The 19,619-nt window shown below is 64.0% G+C and carries 16 protein-coding genes and 1 tRNA gene; 6 read left to right on the top strand and 11 right to left on the bottom strand.

All coding sequences use genetic code 11. The features are described from left to right. Nucleotides 1-36: 36 nt before the first annotated feature. The 5 genes from ACFX5Q_RS04580 to ACFX5Q_RS04560 are packed head-to-tail and all read left to right on the top strand — an operon-like array spanning nucleotide 37 to nucleotide 7,043. Entirely contained in the window at nucleotides 37-1,227 is a 1,191-nt protein-coding gene (locus ACFX5Q_RS04580; protein ID WP_404275742.1) for an aminotransferase class V-fold PLP-dependent enzyme, read from the top strand. Between the two features lie 14 nt (nucleotides 1,228-1,241). Continuing rightward, nucleotides 1,242-2,204, top strand: coding sequence for an HpcH/HpaI aldolase/citrate lyase family protein (locus ACFX5Q_RS04575; RefSeq protein WP_404275741.1), 963 nt, complete (start codon nucleotides 1,242-1,244; stop codon nucleotides 2,202-2,204). A 19-nt stretch (nucleotides 2,205-2,223) separates the two neighbouring features. Further along, complete coding sequence (locus tag ACFX5Q_RS04570) at nucleotides 2,224-3,408, top strand: malate--CoA ligase subunit beta (RefSeq protein ID WP_404275739.1); 1,185 nt, start codon at nucleotides 2,224-2,226, stop codon at nucleotides 3,406-3,408. Between the two features lie 11 nt (nucleotides 3,409-3,419). Further along, nucleotides 3,420-4,319: a succinate--CoA ligase subunit alpha gene (gene sucD / locus ACFX5Q_RS04565; protein ID WP_404275737.1), complete on the top strand. Its 900-nt coding sequence runs from the start codon at nucleotides 3,420-3,422 to the stop codon at nucleotides 4,317-4,319. 39 nt (nucleotides 4,320-4,358) lie between these two features. After that, nucleotides 4,359-7,043: a phosphoenolpyruvate carboxylase gene (locus ACFX5Q_RS04560; protein WP_404275735.1), complete on the top strand. Its 2,685-nt coding sequence runs from the start codon at nucleotides 4,359-4,361 to the stop codon at nucleotides 7,041-7,043. Nucleotides 7,044-7,329: 286 nt separating this feature from the next. On the opposite strand, the gene ACFX5Q_RS04555 is transcribed toward ACFX5Q_RS04560, so the two are convergent. Beyond that, nucleotides 7,330-7,414, bottom strand: a tRNA-Leu gene (locus ACFX5Q_RS04555). A 268-nt stretch (nucleotides 7,415-7,682) separates the two neighbouring features. Between ACFX5Q_RS04555 and lipB the strand changes: the two genes are divergently transcribed. Beyond that, nucleotides 7,683-8,426 carry a lipoyl(octanoyl) transferase LipB gene (lipB, locus tag ACFX5Q_RS04550; RefSeq protein WP_404275734.1) on the top strand — a complete coding sequence of 248 codons (744 nt, stop codon included), beginning with the start codon at nucleotides 7,683-7,685 and terminating at the stop codon, nucleotides 8,424-8,426. A 107-nt stretch (nucleotides 8,427-8,533) separates the two neighbouring features. On the opposite strand, the gene ACFX5Q_RS04545 is transcribed toward lipB, so the two are convergent. The 10 genes from ACFX5Q_RS04545 to nuoN form a co-directional block, all read right to left on the bottom strand. Further along, on the bottom strand, nucleotides 8,534-9,784 hold the full coding sequence (locus ACFX5Q_RS04545) for a site-2 protease family protein (RefSeq protein ID WP_404275732.1): 1,251 nt from the start codon (nucleotides 9,782-9,784) through the stop codon (nucleotides 8,534-8,536). Nucleotides 9,785-9,974: 190 nt separating this feature from the next. Beyond that, a complete protein-coding gene (locus tag ACFX5Q_RS04540; RefSeq protein WP_404275730.1) occupies nucleotides 9,975-10,391 on the bottom strand; it encodes an endonuclease domain-containing protein in 417 nt (138 codons plus the stop codon). Between the two features lie 478 nt (nucleotides 10,392-10,869). Continuing rightward, a complete protein-coding gene (locus ACFX5Q_RS04535; protein WP_192180977.1) occupies nucleotides 10,870-11,553 on the bottom strand; it encodes an ABC transporter ATP-binding protein in 684 nt (227 codons plus the stop codon). Then, entirely contained in the window at nucleotides 11,550-12,836 is a 1,287-nt protein-coding gene (locus ACFX5Q_RS04530) for a lipoprotein-releasing ABC transporter permease subunit (RefSeq protein WP_404275727.1), read from the bottom strand. Before ACFX5Q_RS04530 ends, ACFX5Q_RS04535 begins: the two co-directional genes overlap by 4 nt. Further along, a complete protein-coding gene (gene proS / locus ACFX5Q_RS04525; RefSeq protein WP_404275725.1) occupies nucleotides 12,833-14,161 on the bottom strand; it encodes a proline--tRNA ligase in 1,329 nt (442 codons plus the stop codon). Before proS ends, ACFX5Q_RS04530 begins: the two co-directional genes overlap by 4 nt. A gap of 651 nt (nucleotides 14,162-14,812) precedes the next feature. Then, complete coding sequence (locus ACFX5Q_RS04520) at nucleotides 14,813-15,097, bottom strand: DUF1467 family protein (protein WP_192180974.1); 285 nt, start codon at nucleotides 15,095-15,097, stop codon at nucleotides 14,813-14,815. Further along, complete coding sequence (gene mce / locus ACFX5Q_RS04515; protein WP_404275723.1) at nucleotides 15,094-15,498, bottom strand: methylmalonyl-CoA epimerase; 405 nt, start codon at nucleotides 15,496-15,498, stop codon at nucleotides 15,094-15,096. Before mce ends, ACFX5Q_RS04520 begins: the two co-directional genes overlap by 4 nt. Nucleotides 15,499-15,659: 161 nt before the next feature. Beyond that, nucleotides 15,660-17,330, bottom strand: a complete 1,671-nt coding sequence (locus ACFX5Q_RS04510) for a ribonuclease J (protein ID WP_404275721.1) — start codon at nucleotides 17,328-17,330, stop codon at nucleotides 15,660-15,662. A 20-nt stretch (nucleotides 17,331-17,350) separates the two neighbouring features. After that, the gene (locus ACFX5Q_RS04505) at nucleotides 17,351-18,172 is read right to left on the bottom strand and encodes a biotin--[acetyl-CoA-carboxylase] ligase (RefSeq protein ID WP_404275719.1); all 822 of its coding nucleotides are present in this window, start codon (nucleotides 18,170-18,172) and stop codon (nucleotides 17,351-17,353) included. A 4-nt stretch (nucleotides 18,173-18,176) separates the two neighbouring features. Continuing rightward, nucleotides 18,177-19,613, bottom strand: a complete 1,437-nt coding sequence (nuoN, locus tag ACFX5Q_RS04500; RefSeq protein WP_404275717.1) for an NADH-quinone oxidoreductase subunit NuoN — start codon at nucleotides 19,611-19,613, stop codon at nucleotides 18,177-18,179. Nucleotides 19,614-19,619: the final 6 nt, after the last annotated feature.

Below are 19,619 nucleotides of genomic sequence, written 5' to 3'. Positions count from 1 at the left end.
TCATCAATTTTGCTGGATCAGAGGAGAGTTCGCAGCATGGCCGGCTTCACCCATCTTTTCATTCCGGGGCCAACCAACATCCCCGAACAGGTCCGGCAAGCGATGAACCTTCCAATGGAGGACATGCGCGCCGCCTCGTTCCCCGATCTCACCCTGCCGCTGTTCGAGGACATCAAGAAAGTTTTCAAGAACGAAACCGGCCGCGTCTTCATCTATCCCTCGTCCGGCACCGGCGCCTGGGAAGCGGCGATGACCAATGTGCTCAGCCCCGGCGATCGTGTGCTGATGTCGCGCTTCGGCCAGTTCTCGCATTTGTGGGTCGACATGGCCGAACGTCTCGGCTTCGAGGTCGACGTGATCGACTGCGAATGGGGAACCGGCGTGCCGCTCGAGCTCTATGCGGAGCGGCTGAAGGCCGACAAGGCGCACCGCATCAAGGCGGTCTTCTGCACGCAGAACGAGACCGCCACCGGCGTCACCAGCGACGTCGCCGGCTGCCGCGCCGCGCTCGACGCGGCAAACCACCCGGCGCTGCTCTTTGTCGACGGCGTGTCGTCGATCGGCTCGATCGATTTCCGCCAGGAGGAATGGGGCGTCGACTGCGCCGTCAGCGGCTCGCAGAAAGGCTTCATGCTGCCTGCCGGTCTCGGCTTCCTGTCGGTAAGCAAGAAGGCGCTCGTCGCCTCGAGGACGGTTACCCACCGGCGCTGCTTCTTCTCCTTCGAGGACATGATCCGCGCCAATGACGCCGGCTATTTCCCCTACACGCCGGCGACGCAGCTGCTGCGCGGCCTGCGCGCCTCGCTTGACCTGATCGCCGACGAAGGGCTCGACAACATCTTCGCCCGCCACCATCGCCTGGCCGAAGGCGTGCGCAAGGCAGTCGACGCCTGGGGCCTGAAGCTTTGCGCCAAGGCGCCGAAATGGCATTCCGACACGGTCAGCGCCATCCTCGTGCCGGAAGGCATCGACAGCGGCGACGTCGTCAAACATGCCTACCAGAAGTACCAGACCTCGCTCGGCGGCGGCCTCAACAAGGTGTTCGGCAAGGTCTTCCGCATCGGCCACCTCGGCTGGCTGAACGAGGTGATGGTGCTGGCCTCGCTGTCCGCCGCCGAACTGGCGCTGCTCGACTGCGGCGTCAAGCTGGCGCCGGGCTCCGGCGTCGGAGCCGCGATCGCGCATTTCCGTCGCTCGCCTCAGTCCGCCATCGCCGAAGCCGCCTGATCCCGGAGCGCACCATGAGCCACACGATCAACCACCTGAAGAAACTGAGGCTGCAGCGCAGCGAACTGGCGGTTCCCGGTTCCAGCCCGGGGATGATCGACAAGGCGGCGAACAGCGCCGCCGACTTCATCTTCCTCGACATCGAAGATGCCGTCGCGCCGCCGGACAAGGAACGGGCTCGCAAGAACATCATCCAGGCGCTCAACGACATCGACTGGCGCGCCAAGGGCAAGACCGTCTCGGTGCGCATCAACGGCCTCGATACGCACTACATGTATCGCGACGTGGTCGACGTGATGGAACAGGCCGGCGACAGGCTGGATACGATTCTGGTGCCGAAGGTCGGCGTTCCAGCCGACCTCTACATGGTCGAGGCCATGGTCAACCAGATCGAGATGGCCAAGGGTTTCAAAACTCGAGTCGGCCTCGAAGCGCTGATCGAAACCGCGCTCGGCATGGCCAATGTCGAGGCCATCGCCGCCACGCCAGGCCGGCTGGAGGCAATGCATTTCGGCGTCGCCGACTATGCGGCCAGCTGCAAGGCGCGCACCGTCAATATCGGCGGGCTAAACCCCGATTACCCCGGCGACCAGTGGCATTTCGCTTTGTCGCGCATGACGGTCGCCTGCCGGGCCTACGGCCTGCGCGCCATCGACGGGCCGTTCGGCGATTTCTCGGATCCGGAGGGCTATATCGCCGGTGCAAAGCGCGCCGCCGCACTCGGCATAGAGGGCAAATGGGCGATCCACCCCTCGCAGATCGCGCTCGCCAACGACGTCTTCTCGCCTCCGGAAAAGGAGGTCACGCGCGCCAGGCGCATCCTCGAAGTGCTGAAGGAGGCCGAGGCAGCGGGCAAGGGAGCGGCCGCCCTCGACGGCAAGATGATCGACGCTGCGTCGGAGCGCATGGCGCGGAATGTTTTGGTGGTCAACGAAGCGATCGAACGCGCCAGCCAGCCGCGCTCCGCCGCGCATTGACGGTTACCGGGAGGACAAAATGGACATTCACGAATATCAGGCCAAGGAACTGCTCGCCCGGCATGGGGTCCATGTCCCGCGCGGCGGCCTCGCCTACAGCCCCGAGCAGGCGACCTATCGTGCCAGGGAAATCGGCGGCGGCAAATGGGTGCTGAAGGCGCAGGTTCATTCCGGCGCCCGCGGCAAGGCCGGCGGCATCAAGCTGTGCGCCAATGACGACGAGATCTCCAACGCGGCAGAAGCCATGCTCGGCCGCAAGCTGGTGACCCAGCAGACCGGGCCGCGCGGCAAGCTGATTTCGCGGCTCTACCTCGAGGAAGCCGTCGACATCGCGCAGGAGCTCTATGTCGGCTTCGTTCTCGACCGCAAGGAAGAGCGCGTCATGATCGTGGCGTCGGCCGCCGGCGGCATGGAGATCGAGGATATCGTCGAGCGGGCGCCGGATTCCATCATCCGCACCACCGTCGATCCCGGCGTCGGCATGCAGCGCTTCCAGGCGCGCGAGATCGCCTTCGGGCTCGGCCTCGACCAGAACCTGATCGGCAAGGCGACCGAAACCATCTTCAGCTGCTACCAGGTGTTCCGCGACTACGACGCCTCGATGCTGGAGATCAATCCGCTGGTGGTGACCCGCGACGGCAACCTCGTCGCGCTCGACGCCAAGATGTCGTTCGACGAGAACGCGCTGTTCAGGCGGCCGGAAATCTCCGAGCTGCGCGACAAGAGCCAGGAAGATCCGCGCGAGACCTTCGCCAGCGACCGCGGCCTCTCCTATGTCGGCCTCGACGGCAATATCGGCTGCATCATCAATGGCGCCGGCCTCGCCATGGCGACGATGGACATGATCAAGATCGCCGGCGGCGAACCGGCCAACTTCCTCGACATCGGCGGCGGCGCTTCGCCCGAGCGGGTGGCGAAATCGTTCCGCGCCGTGCTCGGCGACAAGAATGTCGAGACCATCCTCGTCAACATCTTCGCCGGCATCAACCGCTGCGACTGGGTCGCCGAGGGCGTCGTCAAGGCGATCCGCGAGGTCGGCGTCAACGTGCCGCTGGTGGTGCGGTTGGCCGGCACCAAGGTCGAGGAAGGGCGCCGCATCCTGGCCGATTCCGGCGAGGCGGTGATCGTCGCCGAAACACTTGCCGAAGCCGCCGAAAAAGCCGTCGCCGCCTGGCGCGCGGCCGCCAAGAAAAAAGCAAACTGAGGGTCGAGAAAATGGCAATCCTGCTCAACCGCAACACGCGGGTCATCGTCCAGGGCTTCACCGGCAAGATCGGCAGCTTCCATGCCGAGGACATGAAGCGCTATGGCACCAAACTTGTCGGCGGCGTCACGCCCGGCAAGGGCGGCCAGACGCATCTCGGCCTGCCGATCTTCAACACCGTCAAGGGCGCGGTGCGCGAGACCCGCGCCGAAGCCAGCATCGTCTTCGTGCCACCGCCCTTTGCCGCCGATTCCATCATGGAAGCCGCGGATGCCGGTATAAAGCTCTGCGTCTGCATCACCGACGGCATTCCCTCGCAGGACATGATGCAGGTCAAGCGCTACATGCTCCGCTACCGCTTCGAGGACCGCATGCGGCTGATCGGGCCGAACTGCGCCGGCGTGATCACGCCCGGACAGGCGCTGATGGGCATCATGCCCGGCAGCATCTATCTCCCCGGTCGCGTCGGCATCGTCGGCCGCTCGGGCACGCTGGGCTACGAGGCGGCCTCGCAGATGAAAGCGCTCGGCATCGGCGTCTCGACCAGCGTCGGCATTGGCGGCGATCCGATCAACGGCTCGTCCTTCAAGGACATGCTGAAGCTGTTCGAGCAGGATGACGACACCGACGCCGTGGTCATGATCGGCGAGATCGGCGGACCGCAGGAAGCCGAGGCAGCGATCTGGGCGCGCGACAATATGCGCAAGCCCTTGATCGCCTACATCGCCGGCCTTTCCGCACCGAAAGGCCGCCGCATGGGCCATGCCGGCGCGATCATCTCGGCCTTCGGCGAGTCGGCGCAGGAGAAAGTCGAAATCCTGAAAGAGGCCGGCGTCGTCATCGTGCCGACGCCGTCGTCGTTCGGCGAGGTCGTGGCCGAAACGCTGTCCCGGACGAAGAAGGCCGCGTGATAGCAGCGGCAACCGATGCGGACGGAATAGGAAAGCGGTTTGGAACAGAGCAGACCCATCAGATTTCGCGAGGACGAGCGCAGCCTTTTGTTGCGCTTGCTGCTTCAGGTCGCAAGCGCGCGCGAGCCCGAGATCGCCGCCGTTCTGAGCGGACGCAGGTCGCTTGTCTCCCTCGCCGCGGAGCAGCGCATTCCGGCGCTGCAGGCGAGCGGCGTATGGTTCCAGTTGCTGACAATTGCCGACGAATTGCTTGCCATGCGGGCGCGTCGCGAACTCGAACAAGGCGCGGGCGTCGACGAAGTGCCCGGATCCTTCGCCAGCGTGATCGCGCAGATGGCAGCGAACGGCCACTCGGCGGAGAAAGTCCAGGCGGCGCTCGACGAGCTTTGCGTCGGCCCGACCATGACCGCGCACCCGACGGAGGCCAAACGCGTCACGGTGCTGGAGATCCACCGCCGTATCTATCGCAAGCTGACCGAGCTCGACCAGCCGCGCTGGGCGCCGCGCGAACGCGACCTGTTGGTCGCCGATCTGGAGAGCGAGATCGAGCTTCTGTGGATGACGGGCGAGCTGCGACTGGAACGCCCGACGGTCGAACGCGAGATCGCCTGGGGCCTGCATTTCTTTCGCGAAGTCATCTTCGAGGCGACGCCGCAGCTCTATAGCAAGCTTCAAGGCGCCTTCGAGCGTCACTATCCGGGAGAGCCGGTCAGAATTCCCTCCTTCATGCGCTACGCGTCGTGGATCGGCGGCGACCGCGATGGCAATCCAAATGTGACGGCCGCAGTCACCGCCCATGCCATGGCCGAATATCGCAATACCGCCATAGGCTGGTATCTGACGCAGATGCAGCGGCTGGTGACGGTGCTCAGCGCCAGCTCGAACGTCATTGACCTGCCGGCCAGCTTCAGGCCGGTGCTGCAAACGGCGCTTGATAAAAGCGGTCAGGCGAACGTGATCGCCGCCCGCAACCCCGACGAACCGCTTCGCCAGTTCGCTTCGGCCTTGCTTGCCCGGCTGGTGGCCACGCGGGACGGCGGTGTGGCGGCGTACCTCTCGGCGGAGGCGTTTCGTGCTGATCTGAACGCGCTGACTTGCGTTCTCGAAGCGATCGGAGGGCGCGCGGTAGCCGGGCGTTTCGTCCAGCCTCTGCTTTGGCAAGTCGGAAGCTTCGGCTTCCGTACAGTCTCGCTCGACATCCGGCAGAACTCCACGGTCGTCAACAGGGTGCTGGCCGAACTCTTTGCGCTGACAAATCCCGCCGATCCGGTCGCAGTCGGCACGCCGCAATGGTCGGCGCGCATTCGCGCAGCCATCAGCCAGGGCGAGCGGCTGGAGATCGACGCAGACCGGCTCTCGCCTGAAGCAGGTGAACTGCTGTCGACATTCTCCGTCATCCGCGAGCACATCTCGAGCTCGGATGCCGACGCTGTCGGCTCTTTCGTTCTCAGCATGACCCGCTCGGCCGACGATCTGCTCGCGGTCTATCTGCTGGCGCAATATTGCGGACTTTCAACCGCGCCCGGTGGCGGCGGCACAATCAGGCTGCGGATCGTGCCATTGTTCGAGACCATCGCCGATCTACAGGCCGCCCCTGGCATCCTGAATGGATTGCTCGGCGTTTCGCTCGTGAGGCGGACGGTGCGGGATTTCGGCGCGCGCCAGGAAATCATGCTTGGCTATTCGGATTCCAACAAGGACGGCGGTTTCCTGGCCTCCAATTGGGAACTGGCAAAAGCGCAAAAGCGCCTCGCCGCCGTCGGCCGCAAGCACACCGTCAGGATCAGTTTCTTTCACGGTCGCGGCGGCTCCGTCAGCCGTGGCGGTGCGCCGACCGGCCGGGCGATCGCGGCACAGCCGCAAGGCACTGTCGCCAGAACCATGCGGGTGACGGAGCAGGGCGAGGTCGTATCGTCGAAATTCGCCAATCGCGGCACCGGCCTCCACCAGCTCGAGGTTCTCGCCGCCGGCGTGCTGGCCCACAGTGTCGGATCGCGCAGTGATGTCGAGCCGAAGGAAACGCCGGAGTTCGACGAAGCGCTGGAAGCGCTGGCAGGCATGTCGCAGGCATCCTATGCCAGGCTGATGGCTGAGCCCGGCTTCCTCGATTATTTCAACCAGGCGAGCCCGGTCGCGGAACTGGCGCTCCTGAAAATGGGCTCGAGGCCGGATCGCCGTTTCGGCGCCAGCGGCATTGCCGACCTGCGCGCCATTCCATGGGTGTTCGCCTGGAGCCAGAACCGTCATCTGTTGACCGGCTGGTATGGTATCGGCAGCGCACTCAGCTCATTCGTCGCGGTGCGCGGCGAGGCCGGGCGTGAACTTCTGGCTAGCATGTTCGAGCACTCGCGCTTCTTCCGGCTGATCGTCGACGAGGCCGAGAAGACGCTTTACCAGTCCGACATGGAGATCGCGCGGCTCTACGCCGGCCTGGTGGCCGACAGCGATGCGGCCCGACGAATCTACGCCCGCATCGCCGCCGAGTACGAGTTGACGCGACGCCTGATTGGTGACCTCACGGGAGGCGATCTTTCCGCGCGCTTCCCGATGTTCAAGCGACGTTTCGACAATCTGCGGCGACAGATGGACGACATTCATCGGCTGCAGGTCGATCTGCTGCGTGAAGTTCGGGCAAATACCGGCACGGCGAATCAAAAGCGGGCGACCGACGCCCTGCTTGTATCGATCAATTGCATCTCGGCTGGCCTTGGGTGGACGGGATAGGCCCGGTTTTCGTCAAGCTACCAACGCCACCTCGCGTCATCGTTCGAGGCTCATCGTCCACCGCGCGGACACGCTGGCGCGGACGAAGAAGGCTGCGCGATCCCCAAGGGCACACTGTCCTGCGGGCACCTGCAAAAGCGAAAACGGTAACGCGCCCATGTGGAGCGCCGCTTTCGTTTCGGTCCTCGCAAAAGCCAGGCGGCTGCATGTAGCCCCTGGCATGCCAATGTGAGCTTAGCTGCTCCGATCCCGCAAGCTTGCCAGAAGCGAATTGTCAGGGATGTTCTGGTGCGGTCGAGAAGACTCGAACTTCCACGGGTTGCCCCACAGCGACCTCAACGCTGCGCGTCTACCAATTCCGCCACGACCGCACGTGGTAGGAGCCGGAACGAACCGGCTCGGGGCCTGTAGCAAATCGTTTCCGGCGAAACAAGTGCGCGGCGAGGAATAATCGCCGCGGATCGGTGCAATGCTCCATAGCCCCGGAAAATGCGGGGAACTGGACGTTTCGGCCGATTGCAGCCATATGAGGGGCTGATGCATGTCGCCCGAAAGTGCTGAGCGGTTTTGGGAATGCGACAGGCACAGGAAACTTCTGGAGCGCAGCTTCAACCAGGCACGCTTCAGACGAGATAGACCATGACAGAACGCAGCCAGATCGCCACGTCGTTCCTGCCTTTGCCCGGTTCCGCGCCGGTCGAATGGCGCGTCGAACCTGGCCTTACCGCCTATCCCGACGCGCTCGCGTTCATGGAGGCGCGCGCCGAGGCGATCCGCAGCGGTGCCGCCAGCGAGATAGTCTGGCTGGTCGAGCATCCGCCGCTCTACACGGCCGGCACCAGCGCCCGCATCGAGGATCTGATCGACCCCGGCAGCTTTCCGGTCTTTGCCGCCGGGCGCGGCGGCGAATACACCTATCACGGCCCGGGCCAGCGGGTCGCCTATGTGATGCTCGACCTGAAGCGCCGGCGCGAGGATGTCCGCGCCTTCGTCGCGGCGCTCGAGCAGTGGATCATCGGCACGCTCGCGGCCTTCAATGTGCGCGGTGAACGGCGCGAGGACCGCGTCGGCGTCTGGGTGGTGCGGCCGGATCGTCCGCCGCTTGCCGACGGGTCGCCGGCCGAGGACAAGATCGCCGCCATCGGCATCAGGCTGCGGCGCTGGGTAAGCTTTCACGGCATCGCCATCAATGTCGAGCCGGAGCTCGGCCATTTCAGCGGCATCGTGCCCTGCGGCGTTTCCGATCACGGCGTCACCAGCCTGGTCGACCTCGGCCTTCCCGTCACGATTGCCGACCTCGACCTGGCGCTGAAGTCCGCCTTCGAGGAGGTGTTCGGCCCGGCCACGATCTTGGGCGTCGAAGCGGCCCGCAAGGCCGGCTGACGTTTTCCCTGGAGCAGTTCCAGGGAAAGTGCGTAGCGGTTTTCCGTCCGGAATTGCGTAAAAACAAAAGGTTAGAGCGGTTCAACGAACCGCTCTGGAGCAGCGGCTCAGGCCAGCAGCGCGGACGCCCACAGGACGCCATAGCCGTGGATGGCGAACACCGCCAGCAGCGCGCCGGCCATGGCGAAACGGTCGAAGGCGCGGATCGGCTTCAGCTCATGGCGCGGCTTCACCGCACTGCCCATGGTCAGCAGGCTGAGCGCGGAAAAGACGGCGCCGGCCGCAAGCAGGAAACCGGATGAGAAGCCGGCGCGCCAGCCGAGTGCCAGCAAGGCCGAGAGCAGGAAAAACGATGCCAGCGCCAGCGCGAGCGGACCAGGGCAGATCTGGCGCAGCACCTGACCGCCGTCGAATTTCCACACCGGCACCAGATTGGCGATGTTGAAGAGCGCCGAGCAGCCGGCAAGCGTGGCCAGCAGCGCCGCGGCGAGATAATGCCCCTCGCCCCTGGCAAACCCGCTGGCGGCGATCAGCACCGGCACCAGGAAGGCGGAAAACCCGGCGCCCATCAGCGCCACGAAGGCGACTTCGAACCGGCTGTCATAAGGCCTGCCGCCAATGGCGATGCCGCCGAGCAGCGGGATGAAGATCATCCGCGCCTTGCGATGCCCCATCAGCCGGAATGCCGCCATATGGCCGAGCTCATGCAGGGCCACCACGGAGGTCAGGATCGCGGCCAGCGCCAAGCCGCCGAGGTTGAGCCCGAAGAACGGCCACAGGATGAAAGCCGAAAGGATGGCGAAGCCGACCTGGCTGAGCGGATGCTCGAACCAGCCGCCTTTGCGATACTGTCCGGTCCTGGCCCATTTCTGCAGCTTGCCGAGTTCACGCCGCATGGCGAAATAGCGGAAGACCAGAAAGGCGACGCCGCGATAGCGATCGGTCTGACTAAGGACAATCCGCGTTCTGCTCCCCTCGGAAACGAGTTCCGTGGTTTCGCGATAATCGGCCCAGAAGGACGCGTCGAGCGATGCGTCATCGAGGACCCGCATGGAAAAGCGACTCCCTTCCGCGACATCCTCGAGCATGACCTTGCGCTCGATCGGCTGCCCGTCGCGTCCTTCCCAGGACAGCCTGATCCGGGCCGTGCCCTGCCCGTCAAGCGCCTCGGCGGAGATGATCTCGCCCGACCAGCCGGCATCCTTGCCAAGCGGCCACAGCGCCTGCCAGAGGCGGTGGCGGTCCGCCGCCACCAGCCGGCTGAGCCTGACCGTGCGCAGCCCGAGCGGCACGGTCATCAGCAGAAAGATCAGTCCAAGATTGCTGGCCACCAGGATGGCCATGACGATGGGCGACACGTGACGCTACTCCCTGCCTTTGAGGAAACCTAGCGTTGGGGACGGCAAGAAAGGCTTAACGGCGAGACCCCATTCTCGCCTGCCGGAAAAACCGCGCCAGCATGTCGGTGAAGGACCTGGCTCAACGCTGACGCCCCCCTCTCCCCGTTCTTCACGGGGAGAGGGTAAGGGTGAGGGGCAGCGCAACGGGTCAAGGACATGTCTCCCCATAACCTCTGGCGGCAATAAATCGAAGATCATGCGTTTCGATACAGTGTTCGAGGCGGCCCTCAATCGCAGCCAGTATGGTTTCGAGCACTTCCTCCCGGCCCTTCAAGACGTCAACATTCCAAAAGCGGATGACGGACCAATCATTTGAAACCATGAAGCGATCCCTGATCTGGTCATACTTGTTGTCGGCATGCTGACTGCCATCGACCTCGACGACCAGCTGGCATTCCCTGCAGGCAAAATCAGCAAAGTAACTGCCTATCGGAAACTGCCGCACGAATTTGTGGCCGTTCAGTCTGCGGCCGCGCAGTTCGAGCCAAAGTGCGCTTTCGGCGTCGTTGTCCGACTGGCGCAAGCGTCTTGCCCGCTTCGTTGTCTCGATTTCCGGTCCACGCATGCGCTGCCCCTCACCCTTACCCTCTCCCCGTGAAGAACGGGGAGAGGGGGGCGTCAGCGTTGGCGCACATCTTTAGCCCCCTCCTCACATGGCTCCGATCCAGATCGCCATGGAAATCAGAAACGTGCTCATGCACACGAGCGACACAACATCCTGAACAAGATCGGTCATAACTCTCTCCAGTTGTTAGTATGTTCGTATTTTGTTCTATTTTTGTTCGAATGTCAACGGCCGGAATCCGAGCCAGCGACGGAATTCTCCGGCGATCAGATCGGCACGGTTAAGGAAAGGTTGACGGGTGCCAGTTGCCCGGACTGCGGACCACCAGCCTTGGCGATGAGCCAGGGTGCGTTGAGATTCAGGTCAGGCTGAGCCGAGGATGGTGGGTCCGAAAACCGGAACCGAGCGTACTTGAAGTACACCGGAAGCGCAGGAGCCCGCCTTTCGCAGGCCGGCCTCACCTGAATATCAATGTACCCTAAAGCGGGACGACCTTGCCCTCGGCCAACGTCACCCGCCGGTCCATGCGCGATGCCAGCTGGTGGTTGTGGGTGGCGATCAGCGCCGCCAGGCCCGATTGCCGAACCAGTGCTTCCAGCGCCTCGAACACATAGGAAGCGGTGACCGGGTCGAGGTTGCCGGTCGGCTCGTCGGCCAGAAGCACCAGCGGCGCATTGGCGACGGCGCGCGCGATGGCGACGCGCTGCTGTTCGCCGCCGGAGAGCTCCGACGGGCGGTGATGCGCGCGCTTGCCGATCTGCATATAGTCGAGCAGCTGCGCCGCCCGCTCGGCAGCCTCCTTGCGCGACAGCCCTTTGATCAGCTGCGGCATCATGATGTTCTCCAGGGCGGAAAACTCCGGCAGCAAATGATGGAACTGATAGACGAAGCCGACATCGTTGCGGCGGATCGCCGTGCGCTCCTCGTCGGAAAGCCGGCCGCAGGCGCGCCCGGCAAGGATCACGTCGCCGGCGTCGGGCCGCTCCAGCAGACCCGCCGTGTGCAGCAATGTCGACTTGCCGGTGCCCGACGGCGCAACCAGCGCCACCATCTCGCCGCGCTTCAGGGAAAAATCGGCGCCATTGAGAATGGTGAGCTTGCGCGGTCCCTGGACATAGTGCCGCTCGACGCTCTTCAGCTCGATAAGGGTCTCGGCCTTCATTCGTACCTCAAGGCTTCGACCGGATCGAGCCGTGCTGCCCGCCATGCCGGAAACACCGTTGCCAGGAAGGAGAGCACGAGCGCCATGATGACAACATAAGTCGTCTCGCGCAGATCCATCTTCGCCGGCAGCTGGCTGAGGAAATAGAGTTCAGGATTGAACAGGATCCTGCCGGTCATCCAGGAGAAGAACTGGCGGATCGATTCGATGTTGGTGCAGATGACGATGCCGAGCAGCACGCCGGCAATGGTGCCGGTGACACCGATCGCCGCCCCCGTCATCAGGAAGATGCGCAGGATGGCGCCGCGCGAAGCCCCCATCGTGCGCAGGATGGCGATGTCGTGCCCCTTGTCCTTCACCAGCATGATCAGGCCCGAAATGATGTTGAGCGCCGCCACCAGCACGATCAGCGTCAGGATCATGAACATGACGTTGCGCTCGACCTGGAGCGCCGAGAAGAACGTCTCGTTGCGCTGGCGCCAGTCGACGATGTCGATCGGCCGCTGCGCCGCCTGCTCGACCAGCGGCTTCAGTGCATCGACATCGTCGGGATTGTCGACATAGATCTCGATCGTCTGCGCCCGTCCGTCCAAGTTGAAATAGAGCTGCGCTTCGGAAAACGGCATGTAGACGATGGAGCTGTCATATTCCGACATGCCGACTTCGAAGATCGCCGCGATCTTGTAGCCCTTCATGCGCGGTGTCGTGCCGAGCGGCGTCACATCGCCGTCGGGCGAGATCAGCGTGATGGTGTCGCCGAGCACAAGGCCGAGGTTCTCGGCCATGCGCTTGCCTATGGCCACGCCCTCGCCGCCGTCGAAGCCGTCAAGCGTGCCCTGCTTGATGTTGCTTGCCACGATCGAGATCTTGGCTAGGTCGTCACCGCGTATGCCGCGCACCAGCGCCCCGGTGCCGCCGCCGACATTGCCTTGCGCCAGAACCTGCCCGTCGATCAGCGGAATGGCGTATTTGATGCCGGGCACGCCGTTGATGCGGCCGGCGACCTGCGCATAGTCCTCAAGCGGCGAGTCCAGCGGCTGCACGATCAGATGGCCGTTGACGCCAAGGATGCGCGTCAGAAGTTCGGCTCTGAACCCGTTCATCACGGCCATGACGACGATCAAGGTCGCGACACCAAGCATGATGCCGAGGAAAGAGATTGAGGCGATGACCGAGATCACCGTCTCCTTGCGCCGTGAGCGCAGATAGCGCCACGCCACCATGCGCTCGAACACCGAAAAGGCGCCGGCGGCCGGGGCCTTGGCTGCAGCCGTTTCGCTCATGCGGCGATACCCAAGCGCTTTCTCGCCTCGGCGATTGGCAGCGTCTCGCGCTCGCCGGTCCTGCGGTTCTTGATCTCGACCTCGCCGGCGGCCACGCCGCGCGGTCCGACGATCACCTGCCACGGCAGGCCGATCAGGTCGGCGGTGGCGAACTTGCCGCCCGGCCGCTGGTCGGTGTCGTCGTAGAGCACGTCCTTGCCGGCAGCGGTGAGCGCTGCATAGAGTTCGCCGCTGACGCGGTCGCAATCGGCGTCGCCAACCTTCATGTTGATGAGGCCGATATCGAACGGCGCCACCGCTTCCGGCCAGATGATGCCGTTGTCGTCATGGCTCGCCTCGATGATCGCCGCGACCAGGCGCGAGGGCCCGATACCATAGGAGCCGCCGGAAGCGAAATGATCCTTGCCGTCCGGCCCGGTCACCTTGGCGCCCATCGGCTTCGAATATTTGTCGCCGAAATGGAAGATATGGCCGACCTCGATGCCGCGCGCCGAGAGCCTGTCACCGTCGCCGACCTTCTCCCAGGCCGCCTCGTCATGCATCTCGTCGGTGGCGGCGTAGGGCGTCGTCCATGTCTTGACGATGTCGGCGATCTCGGCGTCATTCGAAAAGTCGGTATTCGCCCCCGGCACATCCAGCGAAAGATAGTCGCGATGGCAATAGACCTGGCTCTCGCCGGTATCGGCCAGGATGATGAATTCATGGCTGAGATCGCCGCCGATCGGACCGGTGTCGGCGCGCATCGGGATCGCCTGCAGGCCCATGCGCGTGAACGTCCTGAGATAGGACACGAACATCCGGTTATAGGCCGCCTTGGCGCCCTCATAGTTGAGGTCGAAGGAATAGGCGTCCTTCATCAGGAATTCGCGCGAACGCATGACGCCGAAGCGCGGCCGCACCTCGTCGCGGAACTTCCACTGGATGTGGTAGAGGTTGAGCGGCAGATCCTTGTAGGACTTCACATAGGCGCGGAAGATCTCGGTGACCATCTCCTCATTGGTCGGGCCGTAGAGCATGTCGCGCTCCTGCCGGTCCTTGATGCGCAGCATCTCCTTGCCGTAGTCGTCGTAGCGGCCGCTTTCGCGCCACAGCTCGGCCGACTGGATGGTCGGCATCAGGATCTCCAGCGCCCCTGCCCGATCCTGTTCCTCGCGGATGATACGGCAGACCTTGTCCAGCACCCGCTTGCCGAGCGGCAGCCAGGAAAAGCTGCCTTGCCCCTGCTGGCGGATCATGCCGGCGCGCAGCATCAGCCGGTGCGAGACGATCTCGGCCTCGCGCGGATTTTCTTTGAGAATAGGCAGGAAATAGCGCGACAAACGCATGGACTGGTCCGTGAGAGAGGATGGCCGCGCCGGAATCGGCGCAACGCAGGCTGCTTGCCCCGGCTTCATAGCTATTTCATGACAGAATGGAAACCCGAGCTGCCGCATCGGCCCGCAATCGGGAATCGATTTTTTGCTGCGCTGGCCTCGCGGTTCGGAAGCGCGATGCGGAGATGGAAAGCGTTGGAGCGCCCTTGCCGCAGCCAAAGATGCGCGGCGCTCCAGGCCGCGGCAATGTTGCGCCGGCTGCGTTGATCGATTTACAAGCAAGGCCTGCCACACTATTGTGCAGTGCAGCACGATATTGCCTGTTTCGGGGCAAAATTCTTCGTGACATTTTCATCTGCCTTAGGCTAGTGTGCCCCGATAACCGAGAGGGCAGAGAAAAATCTGCTCTCCTACGCGGTCAAAGTCTTGGGAGGATGCGATCTAGGCGCGGTTACTCGCTGCCGCCGGACACCGGAAACAGATCGGACGCGTTCAAATTGCAAGGCCTTGTGCCTTGCATTTTTTTTGTGCAAACATCTGCTTAGAGCAAACAGCTCTCAAATCGCATGACGTAGCGTCAGTGCGCCGGCTTACAATCCTGGGCCGGTTGCCCCTGGCCGGGGTCGATGCCCGCCCGCCTGTCACGAAACTGTCGTCCAAGGCCTATTGTGACGGCGTCTGCGCAGCTTCCGGGATAATGTGCGGAACTTCGTCGAGGCTGAGCCCCAGCCCTCTGGTCAGGCCGTAGAAAATACCCATCAGCACAGCGGTGGCGATCGTCGTTCTGATCACGGCGCGCAGCATGTGCGGCCCGCGCGGCGCGCTTGAAACCGTCCCCAGCGTCACATCATGGTCGTCGTCCTGCGTCTTCACGCTGAACGGCAGCACGGCGAACAACACCACCCACCAGGTGGCGAAGAACAAAGCGGTGAATGAAACCCAGCTCATGCTTGCTCCAATTCGACCAGCGTGCCGAAAAAGTCCTTGGGATGCAGGAACAACACCGGCTTGCCATGCGCGCCGGTTTTTGGGTTGCCGTCGCCAAGCACGCGCGCGCCGCTGGCCTGCAGACTGTCGCGCGCCGCCAGAATGTCGTCCACCTCATAGCACACATGATGCATGCCGCCCGACGGGTTTTTCTCCAGGAATGCCGCGATCGGCGAGCCCGCGCCCAGCGGCTCCAGCAACTCGATCTTGGTGTTGCCGACATCGACGAACACGACCGTCACGCCATGTTCCGGCAGCGCCTGTGGCGCACTCACGTTGGCGCCAAGCGTGTCGCGATAAGCGGCCGTCGCCGCGGCCAGATCCGGCACGGCAAGCGCGACATGGTTCAGGCGTCCAAGCATGCAAGGCTCCAAGGCAGTAGTCAGTTGTGAATGGTGAATGGTGAATGGTGAATGGTGAATGGTGAATGGTGAATGGTGAATGGTACGCCTGGCGCCAAGCAGTGAACGACGCAACCCAATATTCACTATTCACTATTCACTATTCACCATTCACTACTCACTCATCTCGTGACAAACACCGTCACCAACGGCTTCTTGCCCCAGGCTTCGTTGGCGGCGCCGCGCACGGCACGGCGCACCGCCTCTTGCACGAGGTCGAGGTCTTTTCGGCGCTGGCGGGGGATGGAGTCCACCGCGCCGACTGCCGCATCGAGCATCAGGTCTTCCAGCGTTTCGCCGCTGGCGTCGGCCTCGGCGACACCGATGGCGACCAGGTCGGGATCACCAGCCAGTTCATATTTGTCGTCGAGCACGACATTGACCGCAACATGGCCGGCAAAGGATAGCTTGCGCCGGTCGCGGATGCCCATCGCCTGGTCGGTGCCTATCAGGCGGCCGTCCTTGTAGATGCGGCCGAACGGCACCTGGTCGACGATCGTGGCAGCACCGGGATAGAGCCTGAGCACATCGCCGTCGCGCACCTGCGCCACCTGGCCGATGCCGGACATCGACATCAGCGATCCCTGCGCCACCAGATGCGCCGCTTCGCCATGCACCGGCACGCCGATCTGCGGCCGCACCCATTCATACATCTTGCGCAATTCGCTGCGGCGCGGATGTCCCGAGACATGCACCAGCGCGTCGCCATCCTCGATGATCTTCATGCCGAGGTCGATGAGGCGGTTCTTGATCTCGAGGATCGCCTTCTCGTTGCCGGGAATGGTGCGCGAGGAAAACACCACCGTGTCGCCTGCCGTCAGCGACACCGACTTCATCTCGTCGCGCGACAGCTTGGCAAGTGCGGCCAGCGGCTCGCCCTGGCTGCCGGTGCAGATGATGACCAGGTTCTCGCGCGGGATGAAACCGTAATCCTCCTCGGCGATGAACTCCGGCAGCCCGTCCATGTAGCCGAGCTCGCCTGCGACATCGATGACGCGCTTCAGCGAGCGGCCGAGAACCAGACACTGGCGGCCGGCATCGCGCGCCGCCTTGGCGATGGAGACGATGCGCCCGACATTGGACGAGAAGGTGGTCACCGCGACGCGGCCCTTGGCGCTTTGGATGACGCCCTTGAGCCCCTCGCCGACCGCCACTTCCGACGGCGACTCGCCTTCCCGCAGCGCATTGGTGGAATCGCAGATCAGCGCCAGCACGCCCTTGTCGCCATAGGCGCGGAAGCGCGCCTCGTCGGTCTTCGGCCCGATGGTCGGCTCCGGATCGATCTTCCAATCGCCGGTGTGGATGACGGTGCCGGCCGGCGTTGTGATCGCCAGCGACATCGGTTCGGGAATGGAGTGAGCGACGGGTATGGCCTCGATCTCGAACGGACCGACGCTGAATGTCTCGCCCGCCCGGTAGATCGTCAGCGGGATCTTCGGCGCGCCCTGCTCGCCTTGCCGCTTGGCTTCCAGCAGGCCGGCGCTGAACGGCGTCATCCAGACCGGCGCCTTCAGCTTCGGCCACAGATCGAGCAGCGCGCCGTAATGGTCTTCATGCGCATGGGTGATGACGATGCCGCGCAGGCTGTCGAGGTTCTCCTCGATGAAGCGCGTATCGGGCAGGATCAGGTCGACGCCCGGATGCGCGGCATCCGGGAAGGTGACGCCGACATCGACGACGATCCACTCGCGCGCATTGGCCGGCCCGTAGCCGTAGAGGGCGAAGTTCATGCCGATCTCGCCGACGCCGCCAAGCGGCACGAAGACGAGTTCGGCGTTTTCCGCTTTCGCCATGATATTCCCTTCCTGGCCGGTCAAAACGCTGCCGACGCAACGGCACCGAAATGCACGTCGCCGGCGGCGATCGTCACAACAGTCCCCTCATCGTCGCGGATCACGAAACGACAGTCCTCGTCAATGGTCTCGAACGTCCCGCGCACCACATTGCCGTCAATTCTGACAGCAACCTGGCTGCCCAGGCCCGCTGCCCGCGCCAGCCAGCGCTGCCGGATCGCCGACAATCCGCGCCCCTCGCTCCACAGCCGGGCGTTCTCGCTCCACGCGTCCGACAGCGCCAGGAACAAGGTCTCGGCATCGCAGGACGCCCCCAATGTTCTGAGCGATGTCGCGGGATAAGGCAAATCCTCGGGGTATGCCACCACATTGACGCCGATGCCGACCGCCACCGCGAAGCGGCCGCCTTCGAGGATCGCCGATTCCAGCAGGATGCCGGCAAGCTTGGCACCGGAAGCGAGCACGTCGTTCGGCCATTTCAGCTCGAAGCGGTTCTTCCCCTGGCTTGCGCCGTCGAGACCGATCGCGATCCTGCCTTGCGGCACGACGGCGTCGAGCGCGTCGGCCAGCGCCAGTCCGGCGACGAAGCCGAGCGTCGCGGCAAGCCGAAGCTCGCCGCCGGTGACGACGAGCAGCGTCGCCGCCAGATTGCCTTCGGGCGTTGCCCAGACGCGGCCGCGCCGACCCCGCCCGCTTTCCTGTTGCTTGGAGACGACCCAGAGCTTTCCCGGATCGCCCGCCCGCGCATGGGCAAGCGCCAGCGCATTGGTCGAACCGACCGTGTCATGTGCCTCGAGCCGGAAGCCTTCCGACGCTGCGGTTGGAGCCAGCCGAAATGCCATCCCGTCAGAAGAATGTCTTGGCGGCGGCTTCGGCATAGGTGCCGATCGGCCCGCCGATCAGCACATAGAACAGCACGAACGCGCCGGAGACGCCGAGCACGAGGCGCAGTTCGCTCGCCATCGGCACGAAGCCGCCGACCGGCTCGTCGAACCACATGATCTTGATGATGCGCAGGTAATAGTAAGCGCCCACCACCGAGGCCAGCACACCGATGATCGCCAGCGCATAGAGGTTGGCGTTGATGGCGGCGAGGAAGACGTACCACTTCCCCCAAAACCCGGCGAGCGGCGGGATGCCGGCCAGCGAGAACATCAGGATGGTGAGGATCGTCGCCATGACCGGGTTGGTCGACGACAGTCCGGCGAGATCGCCGATCTGTTCGACATTGCCTTCCTTGCGCCGCATGGCGAGGATGAAGGCGAAGGTGCCGAGCGTCATCACCAGGTAGATCAGCATGTAGATGGCGACGCCGCGCACACCGGCCTGGCTGTTGGCGGCAAGGCCGACCAGCGCGTAGCCCATATGACCGATCGAGGAGTAGGCCATCAGCCGCTTGATGTTGGTCTGGCCGATCGCCGCGAAGGCACCGAGCGCCATCGAGGCGATCGAGATGAAGACGATGATCTGCTGCCAGTCGGAAGCGATCGGCTTGAAGGCGCCCATGGTGACGCGCACGATCAGCGCCATCGCCGCCATCTTCGGCGCCGCCGCCAGGAAGGCCGTCACCGGGGTCGGCGCGCCTTCATAGACGTCCGGCGTCCACATATGGAACGGCACCGCCGAGATCTTGAAGGCAAGGCCGGCCAGCACGAAGACCAGACCGAAGACGAGGCCAAGCTGGCGCTCGCCGCTGCCGAGCGCGATGGCGATCTCCTGGAAGCCGGTGTTGCCGGTGTAGCCGTAGACGAGGCTGATGCCGTAGAGCAGCATGCCCGACGACAGCGCGCCGAGGACGAAATACTTCAGACCGGCCTCGGTCGAGCGCAGATTGTCGCGATTGATCGCCGCCAGCACGTAGATCGCCAGCGATTGCAGTTCGAGGCCGAGATAGAGCCCGATCATGCCGTTGGCCGAGATCATCAGCATCATGCCGAGCGTGCAGAGCAGAATCAGCACCGGATATTCGAACTTGTCGAAATGCTCTTGCTTGGCGAAGCGCATCGACATGACCAGGGTCACCGCCGAACCGATCAGCGACAGCATCTTCATGAAGCGCGCAAACGGATCCTGGACGAAGGCACTGCCATAGGCGGTACCCTGCCCGCTGGACGTGACGAGCCATAGTCCGGCAATCACCAGGATGGCAACGGCAAGGCCCGTCACCGTGTTGGTACTGTCGGAGCGCGAATAGGCGCCCACCATCAAGAGCGCCAGCGCGCCGACGGCGAGGATCAGCTCCGGCGTCGAGAGCGAAAGGCTGGAGAGAAGGTCCGGCGTCATGGTTCG

Source organism: Mesorhizobium sp. IMUNJ 23033 (assembly GCF_044778005.1).
Taxonomy (GTDB): Bacteria; Pseudomonadota; Alphaproteobacteria; order Rhizobiales; family Rhizobiaceae; genus Mesorhizobium; species Mesorhizobium amorphae_A.
The sequence above is the reverse complement of the archived record's forward strand: the minus strand, read 5'-3'. Positions and strand labels throughout refer to the sequence as shown.

Coding starts and splice junctions, on each gene's coding strand:
- ACFX5Q_RS04580 (WP_404275742.1), top strand. CDS start 37: ATGGCCGGCTTCACCCATCTTTTCATTCCGGGGCCAACCAACATCCCC.
- ACFX5Q_RS04505 (WP_404275719.1), bottom strand. CDS start 18,172: ATGGCATTTCGGCTGGCTCCAACCGCAGCGTCGGAAGGCTTCCGGCTC.
- nuoN (WP_404275717.1), bottom strand. CDS start 19,613: ATGACGCCGGACCTTCTCTCCAGCCTTTCGCTCTCGACGCCGGAGCTG.
- ACFX5Q_RS04530 (WP_404275727.1), bottom strand. CDS start 12,836: ATGAGCGAAACGGCTGCAGCCAAGGCCCCGGCCGCCGGCGCCTTTTCG.
- ACFX5Q_RS04575 (WP_404275741.1), top strand. CDS start 1,242: ATGAGCCACACGATCAACCACCTGAAGAAACTGAGGCTGCAGCGCAGC.
- proS (WP_404275725.1), bottom strand. CDS start 14,161: ATGCGTTTGTCGCGCTATTTCCTGCCTATTCTCAAAGAAAATCCGCGC.
- ACFX5Q_RS04535 (WP_192180977.1), bottom strand. CDS start 11,553: ATGAAGGCCGAGACCCTTATCGAGCTGAAGAGCGTCGAGCGGCACTAT.
- ACFX5Q_RS04520 (WP_192180974.1), bottom strand. CDS start 15,097: ATGAGCTGGGTTTCATTCACCGCTTTGTTCTTCGCCACCTGGTGGGTG.
- mce (WP_404275723.1), bottom strand. CDS start 15,498: ATGCTTGGACGCCTGAACCATGTCGCGCTTGCCGTGCCGGATCTGGCC.
- sucD (WP_404275737.1), top strand. CDS start 3,420: ATGGCAATCCTGCTCAACCGCAACACGCGGGTCATCGTCCAGGGCTTC.
- lipB (WP_404275734.1), top strand. CDS start 7,683: ATGACAGAACGCAGCCAGATCGCCACGTCGTTCCTGCCTTTGCCCGGT.
- ACFX5Q_RS04570 (WP_404275739.1), top strand. CDS start 2,224: ATGGACATTCACGAATATCAGGCCAAGGAACTGCTCGCCCGGCATGGG.
- ACFX5Q_RS04510 (WP_404275721.1), bottom strand. CDS start 17,330: ATGGCGAAAGCGGAAAACGCCGAACTCGTCTTCGTGCCGCTTGGCGGC.
- ACFX5Q_RS04540 (WP_404275730.1), bottom strand. CDS start 10,391: ATGCGTGGACCGGAAATCGAGACAACGAAGCGGGCAAGACGCTTGCGC.